The organism is Streptomyces sp. NPDC047043 (assembly GCF_040644055.1).
Lineage (GTDB): Bacteria > Actinomycetota > Actinomycetes > Streptomycetales > Streptomycetaceae > Streptomyces.
The window spans coordinates 300,264-316,838 of record NZ_JBEYVO010000002.1 but is presented as its reverse complement, the minus strand read 5'-3'; the positions used below and the strand labels follow the sequence as shown (position 1 = coordinate 316,838).

Below are 16,575 nucleotides of genomic sequence, written 5' to 3'. Positions count from 1 at the left end.
GGCACGCCGAGAGCACGCACCGAACGCCGCTCCTTCTCCCACGGAGATCCATCAGAAGAGCCCTAGGCCGCCAACTCCTTCTCCAGCGGTGTCCGGAAGCGCGGTGTCACCTTGGTCGCCCCCACCCACCCGCGCAGCCGCTCCGCCTCCACCGCGATCGCCGCCTCCGCCTCACGCCCCACACCGTCCCTGTCGAGCAGGCGCCAGACGATCTCCCCGTCGGGACGCTGCGCCCAACCCCCCACCACCCGGCCGTTCCACCACACCGTCGGTCCCACGTTGCCGCTGTAGTCGAACAGCGGCGGCCGCAGCTCCGGGGCCAGGTACCAGTCGCGCTCCCGCCAGCCCATCGCCGTCGGATCCAGCGCGGGCAGCAGTGCCGCCCACGGCCGGGCGGGGCCCGCCACCGGAGCGACGTCGCCGTCGACGACGTACCCCGTGCCCTCGTCCAGCGACACCGCCTGCGCGCCGATCGCCGCCAGCGCACGCCGTACATCCGTGACCTTCCAGCCCGTCCACCACTTCAGGTCCGCCTCCGTGGCCGGTCCGCACACCGCGAGCCAGCGGCCGAGCAGCGCCGACTGCGCCTCGGCCACGTCGAGTTCGGGGTGCGGCGGCGCCACGGCCCAGCGGAACTGGCTGGACGTCCACGAGCCGAGCGGCCGCCCCCGTACGACCTTGCCCTCCACGCCCAGCACCCTCAGCAGCCGGGTCGAGACGGTGTGCACGCCCTCGTAGCTCTTGCCGGCCGCGTACGCGAACTGCTCTCTCAACCGCGGTTCGTCCTCGGCGAGTTCGGCCGCGGTCGCCTGCCTACGCCGCTCGAGCGCGGCCAGCGCGGACTCCTCGACGTCCTTCAGCCAGGCCGCGTCCGGGGCCCCGGCCTTCGCCATGTCCTTGAGCAGCGAGGCCCGTTCGCGCCCGGCGACCGTGATTCCGGTCGAGGCGTGCACGACGGCGGTCAGGTCCGTCGGGAACACGAACACGGTGTGCCGCATGCCGTGCATACGCACCAGCGACCGATCCTGGTACAGCGCCCGCTCGGTCTCCGCCACCGTCCGCGCCGAGTCCGCGAGCCGCGCGCCCACGGCCAGATGCACCGTCGCCGGATCCGACCCGTGCAGCGCGACCAGCGTGCCGGCGACCTCCTCCGGGCTCCCCGCCCGCGCCACCGGGGCCAGCCGCTGCCGCAACGCCAGCCGCGCCCGCCGCTCGGCCACCCCGATGTACCGCACGCCCTCGCCCATCCCGGCCTCCCCGTCGCACCACCCGTGCCCCCATCTTGCAGGACCCCACTGACAACGGGCCGTCACCCGATCGCCGGACCCGGCATGCGCACACCCCCGGCCCCGCCTTCACTGCGATCAGGAGAGCGTGGACAGCAACGGAACCGGAGGCGTGATGGGCAAGCGCGGCATGCGTCGGTGGGTGCGATGACCACGCCCGTGACCCGTGCCGAGGCCGGCCGGGCCGCCCGTAAGCGCGTGCCCCGTTCCGCCCACGGCCACTGGGTCCCGCCCGTCGACCGGTCCGACCCCGTCGCCGTACTGGAACGGCAGGGGCGCGACCGGCTGCCGGAGCTGCTGCCCATCCGGTACGGGCGGATGGCCGCGTCGCCGTTCGCCTTCCTGCGCGGCTCGGCCGCCGTGATGACCGCCGACCTCGCGTCCCGGCCCCACACCGGGCTCACCGTGCAGCTCTGCGGCGACGCCCACCTGCTGAACTTCGGGCTGTACGCCTCCCCGGAGCGGGCGCTGCTCTTCGATCTCAACGACTTCGACGAGACGTTCCCCGGCCCCTTCGAGTGGGACGTCCAGCGCCTCGCGGCGAGCGTGGCCGTGGCCGCCCGCGAGAACGGGCACCCCGAGGACAAGGTCCGCCGGGCGGCCGCGGAATCGGCGGCCGCATACCGCACGACCATGCGGCGGCTGGCCCGCCGGGGCGAGCTCGACGTCTGGTACGAGCGCATCGACGCCGAGAGCCTGCTGCCGCTGGCCCGCTCCGCGCGCCGCCGCCGGCAGGTCGCCTCCAGCCTCACCAGGGCCCGGCGCCGCACCAGCCTGCACGCCCTCGGCAAGCTGACCGAGATCGTCGACGGGCGCCGCCGGCTCATCCACGACCCGCCGCTCCTCGAACCCGCCGGCGCCTCCGACACCGCCTCCCTGCGCAAGATCTTCAGCGACTACCGCTCCACCCTCTCCGAGGAGCGCCGGCTGCTCCTGGACCGCTACCGCTTCGTCGACGCCGCCCGCAAGGTCGTCGGCGTCGGCAGCGTCGGCCTGCGCTGCTTCGTCGTCCTGCTCGCCGGACGGGACGCCGACGACCCGCTGTTCCTGCAGATCAAGGAGGCGCGCAAGTCCGTACTGGAGGAGCATCTGCCGCACGGGCCGTACGTTCACCCCGGGCATCGCGTCGTCGCAGGTCAGCGGCTGCTGCAGGCCGCCAGTGACATCTTCCTGGGCTGGATGAGCGGGCCCCAGGGCCGCGCCTTCTACTGGCGGCAGCTGCGGGACATGAAGGGCTCCGCGGACGTCGCCGGCATGGACCCGACCACCCTCCTGGCCTACGCCCGCCTGTGCGGCACCGCACTGGCCCGCGCACACGCCCGCTCCGGCGACCGCATCGCCATCGCCGCCTACCTGGGCGGCGCCGACACCTTCGAGCAGGCCGTCGCCGACTTCGCCCTCGGCTACGCCGGCCAGACGGCCGCGGACCACGCGGCCCTGGGCGCCGCGGTCGCCGCCGGTGTGGTCACCGCGGCACCCGAGGTGTGATGCACCCCCCATGACCTCCCGAGCAGGCCTAATCTGTCACCGTGCAGCCCTTCGCACCCACCTCCGACGGCTTCGAGGTCGTCGCCGTCGCCTCCTCGGCCGGCGGTATCAACGGCCTGGTCACCCTGCTCGGCGGCCTGGACGCCGAGCTTCCGGTGCCGATCCTGGTCGTGCAGCACCTCGACCCCCGGCACCGCACCGTGATCGCGGAGGTCCTGGGCCGCCGTACGACGCTGGCCGTGCAGCTCGCAGAGGATCACGAGCAGGCCCGGTCCGGCACGGTCTACATCGCACCTCCGGACCGGCACCTGCTCGTCGGCCCCGGCGGCACGCTCACCCTCACCGACAGCGAGCTGGTGCACTTCGTGCGACCCTCCGCCGACCTGCTGTTCGAGTCGGTCGCGGGGGCGTACGGGCCGCGGGCCATCGCCTGCGTGCTCACCGGGACCGGGCGGGACGGCGCGATGGGGGTGGACGCGGTCAAGTCGCGCGGCGGCACCGTCATCGTCCAAGATCCGGCGACGGCGGAATTCCGAGGTATGCCAGATGCAGCGGTGGGTACGGGGACAGTGGACTTCGTGCTACCTCTGGAGGAGATCGCCGCGGTGATCCGCGGGTTGGTCGAGACCAAGAGGCAGTAGCAGAGAAGTGGTGACGGACGCGATGGGTGACGGACAGCCTGACCTGGAGACCGACGAGGAACTGGAGGAACTCCTCGGCTTCCTCAGGGACGCCCGCGGCTTCGACTTCACCGGTTACAAGCGGTCCTCGCTGGGCCGCCGGATCCGCAAGCGGATGGCGGACGTGGAGGTCACGTCGTACAACGACTACCGCGACCTCCTGGAGACGAACGCGGACGAGTTCAACGCGCTGTTCAACACCATCCTGATCAACGTCACCTCCTTCTTCCGTGACCCCGAGGCCTGGACCTTCCTGCAACGCGAGGTCATGCCCGAGCTGCTCGCGCAGAGCGGTTCCGACGAGGAGATCCGGGTCTGGAGCGCGGGCTGCTCCAGCGGCGAGGAGGCCTACTCGCTGGCGATCATGTTCGCCGAGACGCTGGGCCTGGACGAGACCCTGGAACGGGTCAAGATCTACGGCACCGACATGGACGACGAGGCGCTGCGCGACGCCCGCACCGGTCTGTATCCGGCCAAGGTCCTGACACCGCTCGCACCCGATCTGCGCGACAAGTACTTCGAGCAGAACGGCGCCCGTTTCAGCTTCCGCCCCGACCTGCGCCGCCGGGTCATCTTCGGCCGTCACGACATCACCCGCGACGCCCCGATCTCCCGCCTCGACCTGCTCATCTGCCGCAACACACTGATGTACTTCAACGTCGAGGCGCAGACGCAGATCGTCGACCGCTTCCACTTCGCGCTGCGCGAGGGCGGCTTCCTCTTCCTCGGCAAGGCCGAGATGCTGCTCAACGACTCCGACCGGTTCTCCGTCATGAGCATGCGCCAGCGCATGTTCCGGCGACGCCCGGGCGAGGCCACGCCGCCGTATCACCCCGCACCGGTGAAGATCAGGGCCGGGATGAGCACCGAACTGCACACCGTGGCCCGCCATCGGCAGCTGCGCGACCTCATCCTCGACGCGACCCCGAGCCCCTCCGTGGCCATCGACTCCGCCGGCACCGTCCTGCTCGTCAACAGCCACGCGCGCGTGCAGTTCGGCCTCACCCCGAACGACATCGGGCGTCCCTTCCAGGACCTGGAGATCTCCTACCGCCCCGTCGAACTGCGCTCCCTGATCGAACAGGCCACCCACGAGCGCCGCACCCTGCGCGTCAACGGTGCCGAGCGCCGTACCGGCGAGGACCTCCAGTACTACGACATCCTCGTCCAGCCCCTCAGCGGCGCCGACGGCCTGGTCGCCGCCACCAACATCACCTTCACCGACGTCACGGTCGCCACCCAGCTCAAGTCCGAGATCAAGCGCGTACGCGAGGACCTGGAGACGGCATACGAGGAGCTGCAGTCCACGAACGAGGAGCTGGAGACCACCAACGAGGAACTCCAGTCGAGCATCGAGGAGCTGGAGACCACGAACGAGGAGCTGCAGTCCACGAACGAGGAGTTGGAGACCACCAACGAGGAACTCCAGTCGGGCAACGAGGAACTGGAGACCATGAACGAGGAGATGCGGGTGCGCACCGAGGAGCTGGACGAGGCCCGCACCTTCCTGGAGGCCGTACTGACCTCCGTCGCCGCCGGAGTCGTCGTTCTCGACCAGAGCCTCAAGGTCAAGAGCTGGAACCGCGGTGCCGCCGACCTGTGGGGCCTGCGCCCAGACGAGGTCCTCGACCAGCCCTTCTACGGCCTCGACTTCGGGCTGCCCACCGAGAAGCTGCGCGAGACCATCCAGCGCTGCGTCGACACCGGCGGACGGGGAGCACCGATGCCGGTGCCGGCCGTGAACCGCCTGGGCAGAGCGATCACCTGCCTGGTGCAGTGCAGCCCCTTCGACGGTCACAACGGCGGAGTCGTCCTGCTCATGGAGGAAGGCCGGGCAAACGCCTCCGGGTGAGAAGCCGGGGCGTACGATTCCGTTATGGCCACTGGAGGCGGATCCCCGGATCCCATGGCTTCCGCGGAGCGGAGAGCCGCCCTGGCGCGTGCCCGCTCCGCGCACGAGACCAGCAGCGCCGAACGGCACGACCTCCTCGCCGAGCAGGCGACCACCGAAGTGAGCAAGGGCGTCCACCTGCGGATGGCCGCCGTCCACCGTTCCACGGCAGCCTGTCACCTGGCCGCCGCCCGGCTCCACGAGGGCTACGCGATTCGGCTCGCGGGCTGGGCCGAGGCGAAGAGCACGCCGCGGCCCCTGTTCATGACAGGTGTCGCGGCGGCGTGCGGCACCAAGAGCGCCGCTCTCACGCTGGTCGGGGCCACCTTCGACCAGCTCTCCCTGGCCGCCTCCGACGAACAGTCCCGTGCTGCCCAGGAGCTGGAGTTCCTGCTCGGTGAGGGCCCAGCCCAGGACGCGACCAGCCAGGCACGTGCGGTGTCGGCGGTCGGCTCGGCGCTGGCCGACCGCTGGCCCGGCTACGGGCCTGCGGTGACCGAGCTCGGCATCGAGGAGGTGGCGGCCGTACCGCTGCGCATGTCGGGCACCTGCGTCGGCGCCCTCACGGTCTTCGATCCGGCCCCGCGCCTCGCCGACTCGGACATCTTCGCCGAGGTCGCCGAGGTCCTGACCCGCACCATGATCCTCAACCCGGACGGCGACCCGGAGCTGTACGGGGGCACCGACCTGCGCGCCCTGGTTCACCAGGCCGCGGGCATGACCTCCGTGCAGCTCGACTGCCCGGTGGCCGACGCACTGGAACTGATCAAGGCACGAGCCTTCGCCGAGAGCACCTCGGCGCACTCCGTGTCCGAGCGCATTCTGCGCGGCGAGCTTCGTCTCGGCTGATGCGGGGTATCCGAGGACCCATCCCTGCGCGGCCGACGTCCGAGAGGTGATTGGAAGCTCATGAGCAAGCCCGTGACACAGCAGCGGCTGGCGAAGGCGTTCGTCGACCTCGCCGCGAGCGCGGTCACCGACCCCTCCGACCCGACCGGACTCCTCGCGGCCCTCGCGGCCCACGGATCCGAGCTGCTCGACGACTGCGCCGCGATCGTCCTGTACGCGCCCGACGATCACACCCCGCCCCAGGTGGCGGGTACCGGTGAGGAACTGATGCGGCTGGCGCGCGACGCCGCCCACTGGAGCGAAGGGCCCGGCCCGGAAGCCCGGCGCACCGGCCGCCCGGTGCCGGACACCCCCCTCGACGGTGAGCGGGCCCAGCGGGACTGGCCGCGGTACGCCGCCCGGGCCGTACAGCTGGGCTACGGCCGGGCCGCCGCCCTGCCCCTGCACGTCGGCCACAACACCCTGGGCGCCCTGGTACTGCTGGGCCGCGACGGCACCCCGCTGAGCCCCGAGCTGCTGGAGCTGGGCCAGTCGTTCACCGACGTGGCCGGCTGGACCCTGGAGCGGGAGCGCCGGCTCAACGAGAGCCGCGCCCTGGCCGACCAGCTGGGGCAGGCCCTGACCAGCCGTATCGTCATCGAACAGGCCAAGGGCACGCTCGCCGCCCGCCTCTCGATCTCGGTCGACGAGGCCTTCCGCCTGCTGCGCACCCATGCCCGCTCGCACCGCCGCCGCCTGACGGACGTCGCCCGCGAGGTAGTGGAACGGCGACTGGAAGTGCCCGCGGAGTAGGCGAGGGCGTGGGCGGGCGCGGAAAAGCAGATGCACGGCGAGTGATCGCGTCCGTACTCTGGACACACGTTGCGGAGCTGCCCACCACCGCTTTCCGCAGGACAGGCATCACCCTGCGGACTCGGGGCTACTCTCTAACGCACCGACGGACGGACGCCCTTCCCCCAGCGCCCCGTCGGGAGAGACACACCATCACCGCTCGATCACCCACGCCCAAACGGAGGCCCGTCATGGGCACCATCGTCATCTCCGGGACCGTCGTCCTGGTCGTCTTAGGATTCGAAAACCACGTCTGGTGGCTGGCCGCGGTCGCCGTGCTCTTCCTGTACCTGCAGTACGGGCGGAGCTCGTCCCCGACGTCCTCGTCGGGCGGCGGCGCCGCGTCGTCGGGAGGTTCCTCCTCGGGAGGGGCCATGCCGTCGACGTACCAGGCCTACCGCAAGCGCCGTGACATGCAGGCCAAGTGGGACCGCCGCTACCGCCGCGAGCGCCCCCTGGAGTCCCGGCGCCAGGAGCGCGAGAAGAGCAAGTGAGGCGATCCGAGCCGCTGGTGAGCGCCGGTCACAGCCCCGGCGCGCCCCACACCGGGAACCAGCGGTTCAGATCCTGCTCCATCCGCAGGTCGTCGCCGAGGGCCGCCTTCACCTGCAGCTCCAGCGCGTTGTCGCGCCGCTGCCCACCACCGGGCAGCGGCGCGAACGGGTAGAACGTGCCGCGCTTGTAGAGGTAGACCAGCGCGAGCCGTTTGCCGCCCTCGGCCTCGAACCCGGCCAGGGAGCACAGCAGTTGGGGGCCGAAGCCGTTGACCTCCATCGAACTGTTCACCGCGTGCAGGTCGTTGACCAGCTCGGACAACTGCTCGGGGGAGCGGCGCGAGACCAGCCACGAGTAGCCGTACTCGTCCTGCTTGAGCTCCACCGGCGGGCCGTCCCGGTCGGCGTCCGCGTCCAGCAGCGCCTGGACCTCCCGGTGCGTCTGCTCGAAGGCCCCGCCCTCGACCGTGGCGAAGCACACCGCGCCGGTGCCGGTCGGCGTGAAACCGGCCGCGGCCTCGAGGGTCACGGCCGCCGACGGCAGCGCGAAGAGCCGGTCCAGGTCGGGCAGGGCCGGTTTCGTACGGCCGAGCAGAATGTCCAGAAGCCCCATGCATCATCCCTTTCCGGGGGTTGCCGCCTCACCCAACTCCGCCGAGATCCGTCCCAGTTGGTCGAGCCGCTGCTCCAGGGACGGATGGGTGGAGAAGAACCGCTCGATGCCCGGCTCCTTGCCCGTCGCCGGGGTGAAGTAGAAGGCGTTGAAGGCCTGCGCCGTCCGCAGGTCCTTGGTCGGGATCCGGGCGATGTCGCCGGAGACCTTGGTCAGCGCGGAGGCCAGCGCCGAGGGCCGCCCGGTGAGCAGCGCCGCCGCCCGGTCCGCGGCCAGCTCCCGGTACCGGGACAGGGCCCGGATCAGCAGGAAGCTGATCGCGTACACGGCCGCCGACACCCCCATCACGGCGGCGAAGACCGCCGCGGTGTTCTGATCCCGCCGCCCGCCGCCGAACAACTGGCTGTAGAAGGCGAACCGCACGATCAGCCCCGCGATCACACCGAGGAACGACGCGATCGTGATCACGGCGACGTCCTTGTGCGCCACGTGCGACAGCTCGTGTGCGAGCACACCCTCCAGCTCGGCGGGCTCCAGCCGCCTGAGCAGCCCGGTCGTCACACACACCACCGCGTGGTCGGGATTGCGCCCGGTCGCGAACGCGTTCGGCATGTCCATCTCGGACACGGCGACCACCGGCTTCGGCATGTCGGCGATCGCGCACAGCCGGTCGACCACCGCGTGCAGCTCGGGATACTCCTCGCGCTCCACGACCCGCCCGCGCATGGCGAACATCGCGATCCGGTCGGAGAACCAGAACTGGGCGACGAACATCACCGCCACCAGCGCGACGACCAGCAACCAGGACTTCAGCAACACGATCAACGCGGCGACGAAGGCCACGTACAGCAATCCGAGCAGGAACATCGTGACCGTCATCCGCACGGTCAACCGCCGGTCGCTCCGGAAGCGGCTCTGCATCTGCCTCACCCCGCAGTCAGGCACTCGTCCCACTGCCAGTGTGCACCCGGCCACTCCCATGAAGTGGTCCCGATCGGCCCTAGGGGCTGCAAAAGGTCCCTGTCAGCAGCCGCGGCAGGGCCGCAACCGGTTCTAGTACGGGGCCTGGAACCGCGCGTAGCCCAGCAGCAGGATCACCGCGGCCACACACCCCAGCACGATGGCCGTCGACACCCACGAGGACCGGCGGGGCGCCACGGGCTCCGGATCGGCACGAAAGGGCTGCGGGTTCGGCGGGTTCTCCTTCCACCGCGCGGCGAGCATCCGCGCCCGCGCAGAGGGCTCCTTGTGGTCGGCGGCGTCCGCCCACCTGATGTCGAACTCCCGCTCCGGGTCGTCGTGTTCGTCCAGCGGCATTCCGTCCACCCCCGTGTCGTGTCACCGGCAGAATAGAACATACGCCCGCGCCCCCGCTGTCGGTACGACAGCGGGGGCGCGGGCGCTGTGCCTGGTTCAGGCGTCGATCACACGTCGAAGTAGAGCTCGAACTCGTGCGGGTGCGGGCGCAGCTGCAGCGGGGCGATCTCGTTCGCGCGCTTGAAATCGATCCAGGTCTCGATCAGGTCGGCCGTGAAGACGTCACCGGCGAGCAGGAACTCGTGGTCGCGCTCGAGGGAGTCGAGAACGGCCGGGAGCGAGGTCGGGACCTGCGCGACGTTGGCGTGCTCCTCGGGAGCCAGCTCGTAGAGGTCCTTGTCGATCGGCTCGGCCGGCTCGATCTTGTTCTTGATGCCGTCCAGGCCCGCGAGCAGCAGCGCGGAGAACGCCAGGTACGGGTTGCCGGAGGAGTCGGGCGCACGGAACTCGACGCGCTTGGCCTTCGGGTTCGAGCCGGTGATCGGGATACGCATGGCCGCGGAGCGGTTGCGCTGCGAGTACACCAGGTTGATCGGCGCCTCGAAGCCCGGGACCAGACGGTGGTAGGAGTTCACCGTCGGGTTGGTGAAGGCGAGCAGCGACGGGGCGTGCTTGAGGATGCCGCCGATGTAGTAGCGGGCGGTGTCCGACAGGCCCGCGTAGCCGGCCTCGTCGTAGAACAGCGGGTCGCCGTTGGCCCACAGCGACTGGTGCACGTGCATGCCCGAGCCGTTGTCGCCGAAGATCGGCTTCGGCATGAAGGTCGCGGTCTTGCCGTTGCGCCAGGCCACGTTCTTCACGATGTACTTGAAGAGCTGCAGGTCGTCGGCGGCCGAGAGCAGCGTGTTGAACTTGTAGTTGATCTCGGCCTGGCCGGCGGTGCCCACCTCGTGGTGCTGGCGCTCGACCTGCAGACCGGCCTTGCCCAGCTCCAGGGAGATCTCGGCGCGCAGGTCGGCGAAGTGGTCGACCGGCGGGACCGGGAAGTAGCCGCCCTTGTAGCGGACCTTGTAACCACGGTTGTCCTCGAGGGCACCGGTGTTCCAGGCGCCGGCCTCGGAGTCGATGTGGTAGAAGCTCTCGTTCGCGCTGGTCGCGAAGCGGACGGAGTCGAAGACGTAGAACTCGGCCTCGGGACCGAAGTACGCGGTGTCCGCGATACCGGTCGACGCGAGGTAGGCCTCGGCCTTCTTGGCCACGTTGCGCGGGTCACGGGAGTACTGCTCGCCCGTGATCGGGTCGTGGATGAAGAAGTTGATGTTGAGGGTCTTGTCGCGGCGGAAGGGGTCGACCCGGGCGGTCGACAGGTCCGCGCGCAGGGCCATGTCGGACTCGTGGATCGCCTGGAAACCACGGATCGAGGATCCGTCGAAGGCGAGCTCCTCGTCCGGGTCGAACGCCTCGACGGGCACCGTGAAGTGCTGCATGACGCCCGGCAGGTCGCAGAAGCGGACGTCGATGAACTTGACGTCCTCGTCCGCGATGAACTTCTTGGCCTCGTCGGCGTTCTGGAACATCCAGCTCCTCCTACTCCCGACCGTCCTGCCGGGGTGGTAGTTCGTTCGTGCGGCCAGTGCGGTGGCACACGCTGTCCTCGACACTAGGGACGCGTGATTTCTCGGGCGTGACCCATTTGTTTCGCACAAGTTAACCGGACCCAGCCCGGTGTACCCCACCTGTCCGTATCGCGAAACGCGCGCAGTACGGTGGACGGGTGGACAACAGGGATGCAATCGGCTCGTGGCTCTCGGGCCCGCGTGAGGCCGCAGAGAGGGCCGGTGTCGACTTCGGATACCGGGGCGAGCAGCTCGGTCTGCCGGAGGAGGGGCCGGGCTCGATCGCCCGCCCGGGCCGCCGGTTCGGAGCCCTCGTCGTCGACTGGGGCCTGTGCCTCTTGATCGCATACGGTCTTATTACTCACGGCTACAACCAGGCCACCGGCAACTGGGCCCTGCTCGTCTTCTTCCTGCTCGGCGTCCTGACGGTCGGCACGATCGGCTTCACTCCGGGCAAGCGCCTGTTCGGTCTCCGCGTGGTCGCCCTGGACACGGGCCGCCCCAACCCGCTGCGCGCCGCCCTTCGCACCGCCTTGCTGTGCCTCGCGGTCCCGGCCCTGATCTGGGACCGCGACGGCAGGGGCCTCCACGACCGCCTGGCCCGCACGGTCGAGGTCCGTATCTAGCGCTCGTACGACGAAGGGGGGCGTCCGGACGGTGATCCGGGCGCCCCCTTTTCTCGTACGAGGGAGTCAGCGGCCTTGAAGAGGCGCTCAGCGGGCCTTCGGTCCGCCCTTCGGGAGCTTCATGCCCTTCGGCATCGGGCCCTTCGGTAGCGGCATGTTGCTCATCAGGTCGCCCATGGCGCGCAGCCGGTCGTTGGTGGCCGTCACCTGCGGGCCGGTGAGCACGCGCGGAAGCTTCAGCATGGTGGTCCGCACCTTCTTCAGCTCGACCTGGCCCTCGCCCGTGCCGACGATCAGGTCGTGCACCGGCACGTCCGCGACGATGCGGTTCATCTTCTTCTTCTCGGCGGCCAGCAGGCTCTTCACCCGGTTCGGGTTGCCCTCGGCGACCAGGACGATGCCGGCCTTGCCGACGGCCCGGTGCACCACGTCCTGGCTGCGGTTCATGGCCACCGCCGGAGTGGTGGTCCACCCCCGGCCGATGTTGTCGAGCACCGCGGCGGCAGCGCCCGGCTGGCCCTCCATCTGCCCGAAGGCCGCCCGCTCGGCCCGGCGCCCGAAGATGATCGCCGTCCCGAGGAAGGCGAGCAACAGGCCCAGGATCCCGAGATAGATGGGGTGACCGATCAAGAAGCCGATCGCGAGGAAAACACCGAAGATGCCGATGCCGACAGCCGCGAGTACAAGACCGATCTTCTTGTCGGCCTTGCGGGTCATCTTGTAGGTCAGAGCGATCTGCTTGAGTCGCCCGGGGTTCGCAGCGTCCGCTGCCGTGTCCTTCCTCGCCATGCCACGAAGTCTACGTGGCCCCGGGAGCGCCGTACGACGGCAGTGCCCGGAGGACGGGATTCAGGGGTGGGTGACGAGGGTCTGCTCGATCACGCGCTGGGCTTCGACACGGTCCTTGGCGCGGCGGCGGTCCTCCAGGACGGAGGTCCATGCGTTGCGACGGGCGGTGCGCTGGCCGCTGCTCATCAGCAGCGACTCGACGGCACGCAGTGCATCGGTGAACGACGGGATCGCGGTGGCGCGAACGGGCGCGGCCTGCATGGTGGAGGTCCCCCCTCGGATACGGGCGCTCGGTGTGGGTGTACGTGGTGTGAGTCCAGCGTCACTGATTGGTGTTACCAGGGCGTGACCGACCGGTCAAACACCAATGAAGCCTTGATGCAACGGGTCAAAACACTGACGCGGCCCTGACGGCGCCCTCATCTGCGAGGACGGTCAGAACCGCGTCGAATCGGCCGTTACCGGCGAGTAGTTTCTTGTGCTCAGATTCACACGGAGAGGTGGCACTCCGTGCCATCGGAGATGGTCGGCGCAAACGTCAGACGGCCTGCGAAGCGACGTAGGAACCGCGCTTCTCGACGGCCATCTGGTACAGCCGGCCGGCCCGGTACGAGGACCGCACGAGCGGACCGGACATGACGCCGGAGAAGCCGATCTGCTCGGCCTCCTCCTTGAGTTCCACGAACTCGTGCGGCTTCACCCAGCGCTCGACGGGGTGGTGGCGCACCGACGGGCGCAGGTACTGCGTGATGGTGACCAGCTCGCAGCCCGCCTCGTGCAGCTGCCGCAGCGCGTCGCTGACCTCTTCGCGGGTCTCGCCCATGCCGAGGATGAGGTTCGACTTGGTGACGAGGCCGTAGTCGCGGGCGGCCGTGATGACCTTCAGCGAGCGGTCGTAGCGGAAGCCGGGGCGAATGCGCTTGAAGATCCGCGGGACCGTCTCGACGTTGTGCGCGAAGACCTCGGGGCGCGAGGAGAAGACCTCCTCGAGCTGCTCGGGGACCGCGTTGAAGTCGGGGGCGAGCAGCTCCACCTTGGTGCGGCCGGCCTCGCGCTCGGCGGTCTGCGCGTGGATCTGGCGGACCGTCTCCGCGTACAGCCAGGCACCGCCGTCCTCCAGGTCGTCGCGGGCGACGCCGGTGATGGTGGCGTAGTTCAGGTCCATCGTGACCACGGACTCGCCGACGCGGCGCGGCTCGTCGCGGTCCAGCGCCTCCGGCTTGCCCGTGTCGATCTGGCAGAAGTCGCAGCGCCGGGTGCACTGGTCGCCGCCGATGAGGAAGGTCGCCTCGCGGTCCTCCCAGCACTCGTAGATGTTGGGGCAGCCGGCTTCCTGGCAGACGGTGTGCAGGCCCTCGCTCTTCACGAGGTTCTGCATCTTCGTGTACTCGGGGCCCATTTTCGCCCGGGTCTTGATCCACTCGGGCTTGCGCTCGATGGGGGTCTGGCTGTTGCGGACCTCCAGGCGCAGCATCTTGCGTCCGTCGGGTGTGACTGCGGACACATCGGCTCCCTGTAGCTTCGATTCTTCGGCGTACACCAGCGTACGCCCGTGTTTACTCGCCCCTGCTGTCAGGCCAACCCCCTGGCCCCAGGGCTGATTCCCGGCGTCAGGCGGTCGCCTTCTCGATCTCCCGGGGCTTGAGCTCCGCGTTCTCCAGTACGTCCTTCAGATGCCGCTCCACGACCGGCAGCACCTCGGCGATCGTCACGTCCCGGCCGAGTTCGTCGGCCAGGGACGCCACGCCCGCGTCCCGGATCCCGCACGGGATGATGCGGTCGAACCACTTGTTGTCCGGGTTCACGTTGAGCGCGAAGCCGTGCATCGTGACGCCCTTGGCCACGCGGATGCCGATCGCCGCGATCTTGCGGTCCTCGCGGCGCTGGCCGGCGTTGGACGGGGCGTACTCCGGGCCGTTCATGCGCGGGTCGAACTCCTCGTCGTGCAGACGGGGGTCGAAGTCGAGGGAGAGCCCGCCGAGCGCCGGCCGCTGCTCCACCGGGTCGCCCAGCACCCACACACCGCTGCGGCCCTCGACCCGGGTGGTCTCCACCCCGAACTCCGCGCAGGTGCGGATCAGCGCGTCCTCCAGGCGTCGTACGTGCGCGACGACGTCCACCGGACGCGGGAGCTTCTGGATGGGATAGCCGACCAGCTGTCCGGGGCCGTGCCAGGTGATCTTGCCGCCGCGGTCCACGTCGATCACGGGAGTGCCGTCCAGGGGCCGCTCGTTGTCCGCCGTGCGCCGTCCGGCCGTATACACCGGAGGGTGTTCGAGGAGCAGTACGGTGTCGGGGATCTCGTCGGCGAAACGCGCCGCGTGCACCCGGCGCTGTTCGTCCCACGCCACCTGGTACTCGACGGCCTCGGCACCGAATCCCATGCGGACGAACCGCAGCTCACTCACGGCAAGCGCCTCCCTAGAAGGTCGTAAGGCACGAAACGTGCCTACGCCACTGTACGACCGACCGCTCTGCGTCAGCCCCGCGGGCAATCCTCACACGATCGGATGAACGAACGTCGAAGTGTGCGAGCGCCTGCTCACTCTCCGCTACATTCGCGCCGTTCACAGAGGCCATAAGGGCTGCTCACAGGCAATCCGGGCGCAGCAGGGCCGGCAGCGGCCCTGGAGGCCCGAAAGGCAGGAGACCGCACCGCAGATGACGGAACGACCCGCGCAGCGCACGCCCAACCGACAGCTCGCCGCGCTCATCGCAGAAGCCGGGTTCTCCAACGCGGGTCTCGCCCGTCGAGTCGATCAGCTCGGCCTCGAACACGGGCTTGATCTCAGATACGACAAGACGTCCGTCACCCGCTGGCTGCGCGGACAGCAGCCCCGCGGCACCACTCCCGCCCTGATCGCCGAGGTCTTCACCCGCCGCCTCGGCCGCCGCCTCACCGCCCAGGACCTCGGGCTCGACGCCTGTGCGCCGGTCTACGCCGGGCTCGAGTTCGCCGCTTCCCCCGAGGAAGCCGTCGACATCGTCGGCGGGCTGTGGCGCAAGGACTCCGGCTCGCACGCCGAGCTGCGCAAGATCGCGTTCACGCCGGCCGGGCTCGTCGTCCCCAGCCGCGACTGGCTGATCGGCCGGGCCGACGACAAGGTCGCCCGCGGCGAACAGCTCCTCCGCGTCCCGGCCCAGGGCCGCCCGGTCGTCCCGCAGCAGCGCGGCCGGGCCGAGCGCGGCCCCGGCCAGAAGGTCACCGGCGGCGACATCGCCGCGCTCCGCTCGGTCGGCGAACTGTTCCGCACCCTCGACAACATGTACGGCGGCGGCCACGCCCGCCAGGCCCTGGTGCGCTACCTGGAGCACGAGTGCGAGCCGATGCTGCGCGGCACGTACGGCGAGCAGACGGGGCGGCGGCTGTTCGCGGCCGTGGCCGACCTCACGCGGCTCGCGGGCTGGACGTCGTACGACATCGCCGCGCACGGGCTCGCCCAGCGGTACTTCGTGCAGTCGCTGCGGCTGGCGCAGGCGTCGGGGGACCGGGCGTACGGCTCGTACGTCCTGGTCACCATGAGCCGGCAGGCCGTCTATCTCGGGCACGGGCGCGAGGCCGTGCAGCTCGCGCGGGTCGCCCAGCAGGGGGTCGGGACCAACGCGCCGCCCGTCGTGCAGGCGTTGCTGCACTCGGCCGAGGCGCGCGGGCACGGGGTGCTGGGGGAGGTGCGGAACTGCACGGGCTCGCTGGTGCGTGCGGAGCGGGCGCTGGAGGCTGCGCGGGCCGGGGACGAAGTCCCTTACTGGGCACGGTTCTTCGACGAGGCGCAGCTAGCGGATGAGTTCGGGCATGCGCACCGGGATCTGCAGCAGTTTCGTGCGGCGGCGCAGCATGCCGAGCGGTCGCTTCAGCTGCGGGCGCCCTCCTTTGCCCGGAGTCGGTTGTTCTGCCGGGTGGTGCTCGCCTCTGCGCGGCTGGGGCTGGGGGAGCTTGATCAGGCCTGTGCGTTGGGGGCGGAAGCGGCGGGGGCGGCCGCCGAGATGCGGTCGGTGCGGGCGGTTGAGTATGTGCGGGAATTCGAGCGGCGGTTGGAGCCGTACAAGGACGCGGCGCCTGTGCGGGGATATCGCGACAAGGTCGCGGCACTGGGGTAGTTGTTCGCCGTGACTCCGACCGTGTTGTGCTTTGCGCGCCACCGTCGTGGCTGGTCG

General features: G+C 70.2%; 17 protein-coding genes. 8 read left to right on the top strand and 9 right to left on the bottom strand.

Annotated elements, in window-relative coordinates; all coding sequences use genetic code 11:
- Positions 1-62: 62 nt before the first annotated feature.
- A complete protein-coding gene (locus ABZ880_RS04525) occupies positions 63-1,247 on the bottom strand; it encodes a winged helix DNA-binding domain-containing protein (RefSeq protein ID WP_361256712.1) in 1,185 nt (394 codons plus the stop codon).
- Between the two features lie 186 nt (positions 1,248-1,433).
- Here ABZ880_RS04525 and ABZ880_RS04520 point away from each other — a divergent pair, with 186 nt between their 5' ends.
- The 6 genes from ABZ880_RS04520 (at position 1,434) to ABZ880_RS04495 (ending at position 7,519) form a co-directional block, all read left to right on the top strand.
- Positions 1,434-2,774, top strand: a complete 1,341-nt coding sequence (locus ABZ880_RS04520) for a DUF2252 domain-containing protein (protein WP_361256709.1) — start codon at positions 1,434-1,436, stop codon at positions 2,772-2,774.
- A 41-nt stretch (positions 2,775-2,815) separates the two neighbouring features.
- On the top strand, positions 2,816-3,415 hold the full coding sequence (locus ABZ880_RS04515) for a chemotaxis protein CheB (protein WP_361256707.1): 600 nt from the start codon (positions 2,816-2,818) through the stop codon (positions 3,413-3,415).
- Between the two features lie 22 nt (positions 3,416-3,437).
- Positions 3,438-5,306, top strand: coding sequence for a CheR family methyltransferase (locus tag ABZ880_RS04510; protein ID WP_361256704.1), 1,869 nt, complete (start codon positions 3,438-3,440; stop codon positions 5,304-5,306).
- Positions 5,307-5,330: 24 nt separating this feature from the next.
- On the top strand, positions 5,331-6,194 hold the full coding sequence (locus tag ABZ880_RS04505) for a GAF domain-containing protein (RefSeq protein ID WP_361256701.1): 864 nt from the start codon (positions 5,331-5,333) through the stop codon (positions 6,192-6,194).
- Positions 6,195-6,254: 60 nt separating this feature from the next.
- Positions 6,255-6,986 carry a GAF and ANTAR domain-containing protein gene (locus ABZ880_RS04500; protein WP_361256698.1) on the top strand — a complete coding sequence of 244 codons (732 nt, stop codon included), beginning with the start codon at positions 6,255-6,257 and terminating at the stop codon, positions 6,984-6,986.
- Between the two features lie 230 nt (positions 6,987-7,216).
- Entirely contained in the window at positions 7,217-7,519 is a 303-nt protein-coding gene (locus ABZ880_RS04495; protein WP_361256695.1) for a hypothetical protein, read from the top strand.
- Between the two features lie 28 nt (positions 7,520-7,547).
- Here ABZ880_RS04495 and ABZ880_RS04490 read toward each other — a convergent pair whose 3' ends face one another.
- From ABZ880_RS04490 to glnA, 4 genes are all read right to left on the bottom strand, one after another.
- Positions 7,548-8,132: a hypothetical protein gene (locus ABZ880_RS04490; protein ID WP_361256692.1), complete on the bottom strand. Its 585-nt coding sequence runs from the start codon at positions 8,130-8,132 to the stop codon at positions 7,548-7,550.
- Positions 8,133-8,135: 3 nt separating this feature from the next.
- The gene (gene htpX, locus ABZ880_RS04485; protein ID WP_361256689.1) at positions 8,136-9,053 is read right to left on the bottom strand and encodes a zinc metalloprotease HtpX; all 918 of its coding nucleotides are present in this window, start codon (positions 9,051-9,053) and stop codon (positions 8,136-8,138) included.
- Positions 9,054-9,185: 132 nt separating this feature from the next.
- Positions 9,186-9,443 (bottom strand): hypothetical protein, encoded by a 258-nt coding sequence (locus tag ABZ880_RS04480; protein WP_361257096.1) that lies wholly within the window; start codon positions 9,441-9,443, stop codon positions 9,186-9,188.
- A gap of 113 nt (positions 9,444-9,556) precedes the next feature.
- Positions 9,557-10,966 carry a type I glutamate--ammonia ligase gene (gene glnA, locus ABZ880_RS04475; protein WP_361256686.1) on the bottom strand — a complete coding sequence of 470 codons (1,410 nt, stop codon included), beginning with the start codon at positions 10,964-10,966 and terminating at the stop codon, positions 9,557-9,559.
- Between the two features lie 197 nt (positions 10,967-11,163).
- Between glnA and ABZ880_RS04470 the strand changes: the two genes are divergently transcribed.
- A complete protein-coding gene (locus ABZ880_RS04470) occupies positions 11,164-11,631 on the top strand; it encodes an RDD family protein (RefSeq protein ID WP_361256683.1) in 468 nt (155 codons plus the stop codon).
- Positions 11,632-11,718: 87 nt separating this feature from the next.
- On the opposite strand, the gene ABZ880_RS04465 is transcribed toward ABZ880_RS04470, so the two are convergent.
- From ABZ880_RS04465 to lipB, 4 genes are all read right to left on the bottom strand, one after another.
- The gene (locus ABZ880_RS04465; protein WP_361256681.1) at positions 11,719-12,420 is read right to left on the bottom strand and encodes a DUF4191 domain-containing protein; all 702 of its coding nucleotides are present in this window, start codon (positions 12,418-12,420) and stop codon (positions 11,719-11,721) included.
- A 60-nt stretch (positions 12,421-12,480) separates the two neighbouring features.
- The gene (locus ABZ880_RS04460) at positions 12,481-12,681 is read right to left on the bottom strand and encodes a hypothetical protein (protein ID WP_361256678.1); all 201 of its coding nucleotides are present in this window, start codon (positions 12,679-12,681) and stop codon (positions 12,481-12,483) included.
- Positions 12,682-12,958: 277 nt separating this feature from the next.
- Positions 12,959-13,924 carry a lipoyl synthase gene (gene lipA / locus ABZ880_RS04455; protein WP_361256676.1) on the bottom strand — a complete coding sequence of 322 codons (966 nt, stop codon included), beginning with the start codon at positions 13,922-13,924 and terminating at the stop codon, positions 12,959-12,961.
- A 106-nt stretch (positions 13,925-14,030) separates the two neighbouring features.
- The gene (gene lipB, locus ABZ880_RS04450) at positions 14,031-14,828 is read right to left on the bottom strand and encodes a lipoyl(octanoyl) transferase LipB (protein WP_361256673.1); all 798 of its coding nucleotides are present in this window, start codon (positions 14,826-14,828) and stop codon (positions 14,031-14,033) included.
- A gap of 253 nt (positions 14,829-15,081) precedes the next feature.
- On the opposite strand from lipB, the gene ABZ880_RS04445 reads away from it, so the two are divergent.
- Positions 15,082-16,518, top strand: a complete 1,437-nt coding sequence (locus ABZ880_RS04445; protein ID WP_361256670.1) for a regulator — start codon at positions 15,082-15,084, stop codon at positions 16,516-16,518.
- Positions 16,519-16,575 lie beyond the last annotated feature (57 nt).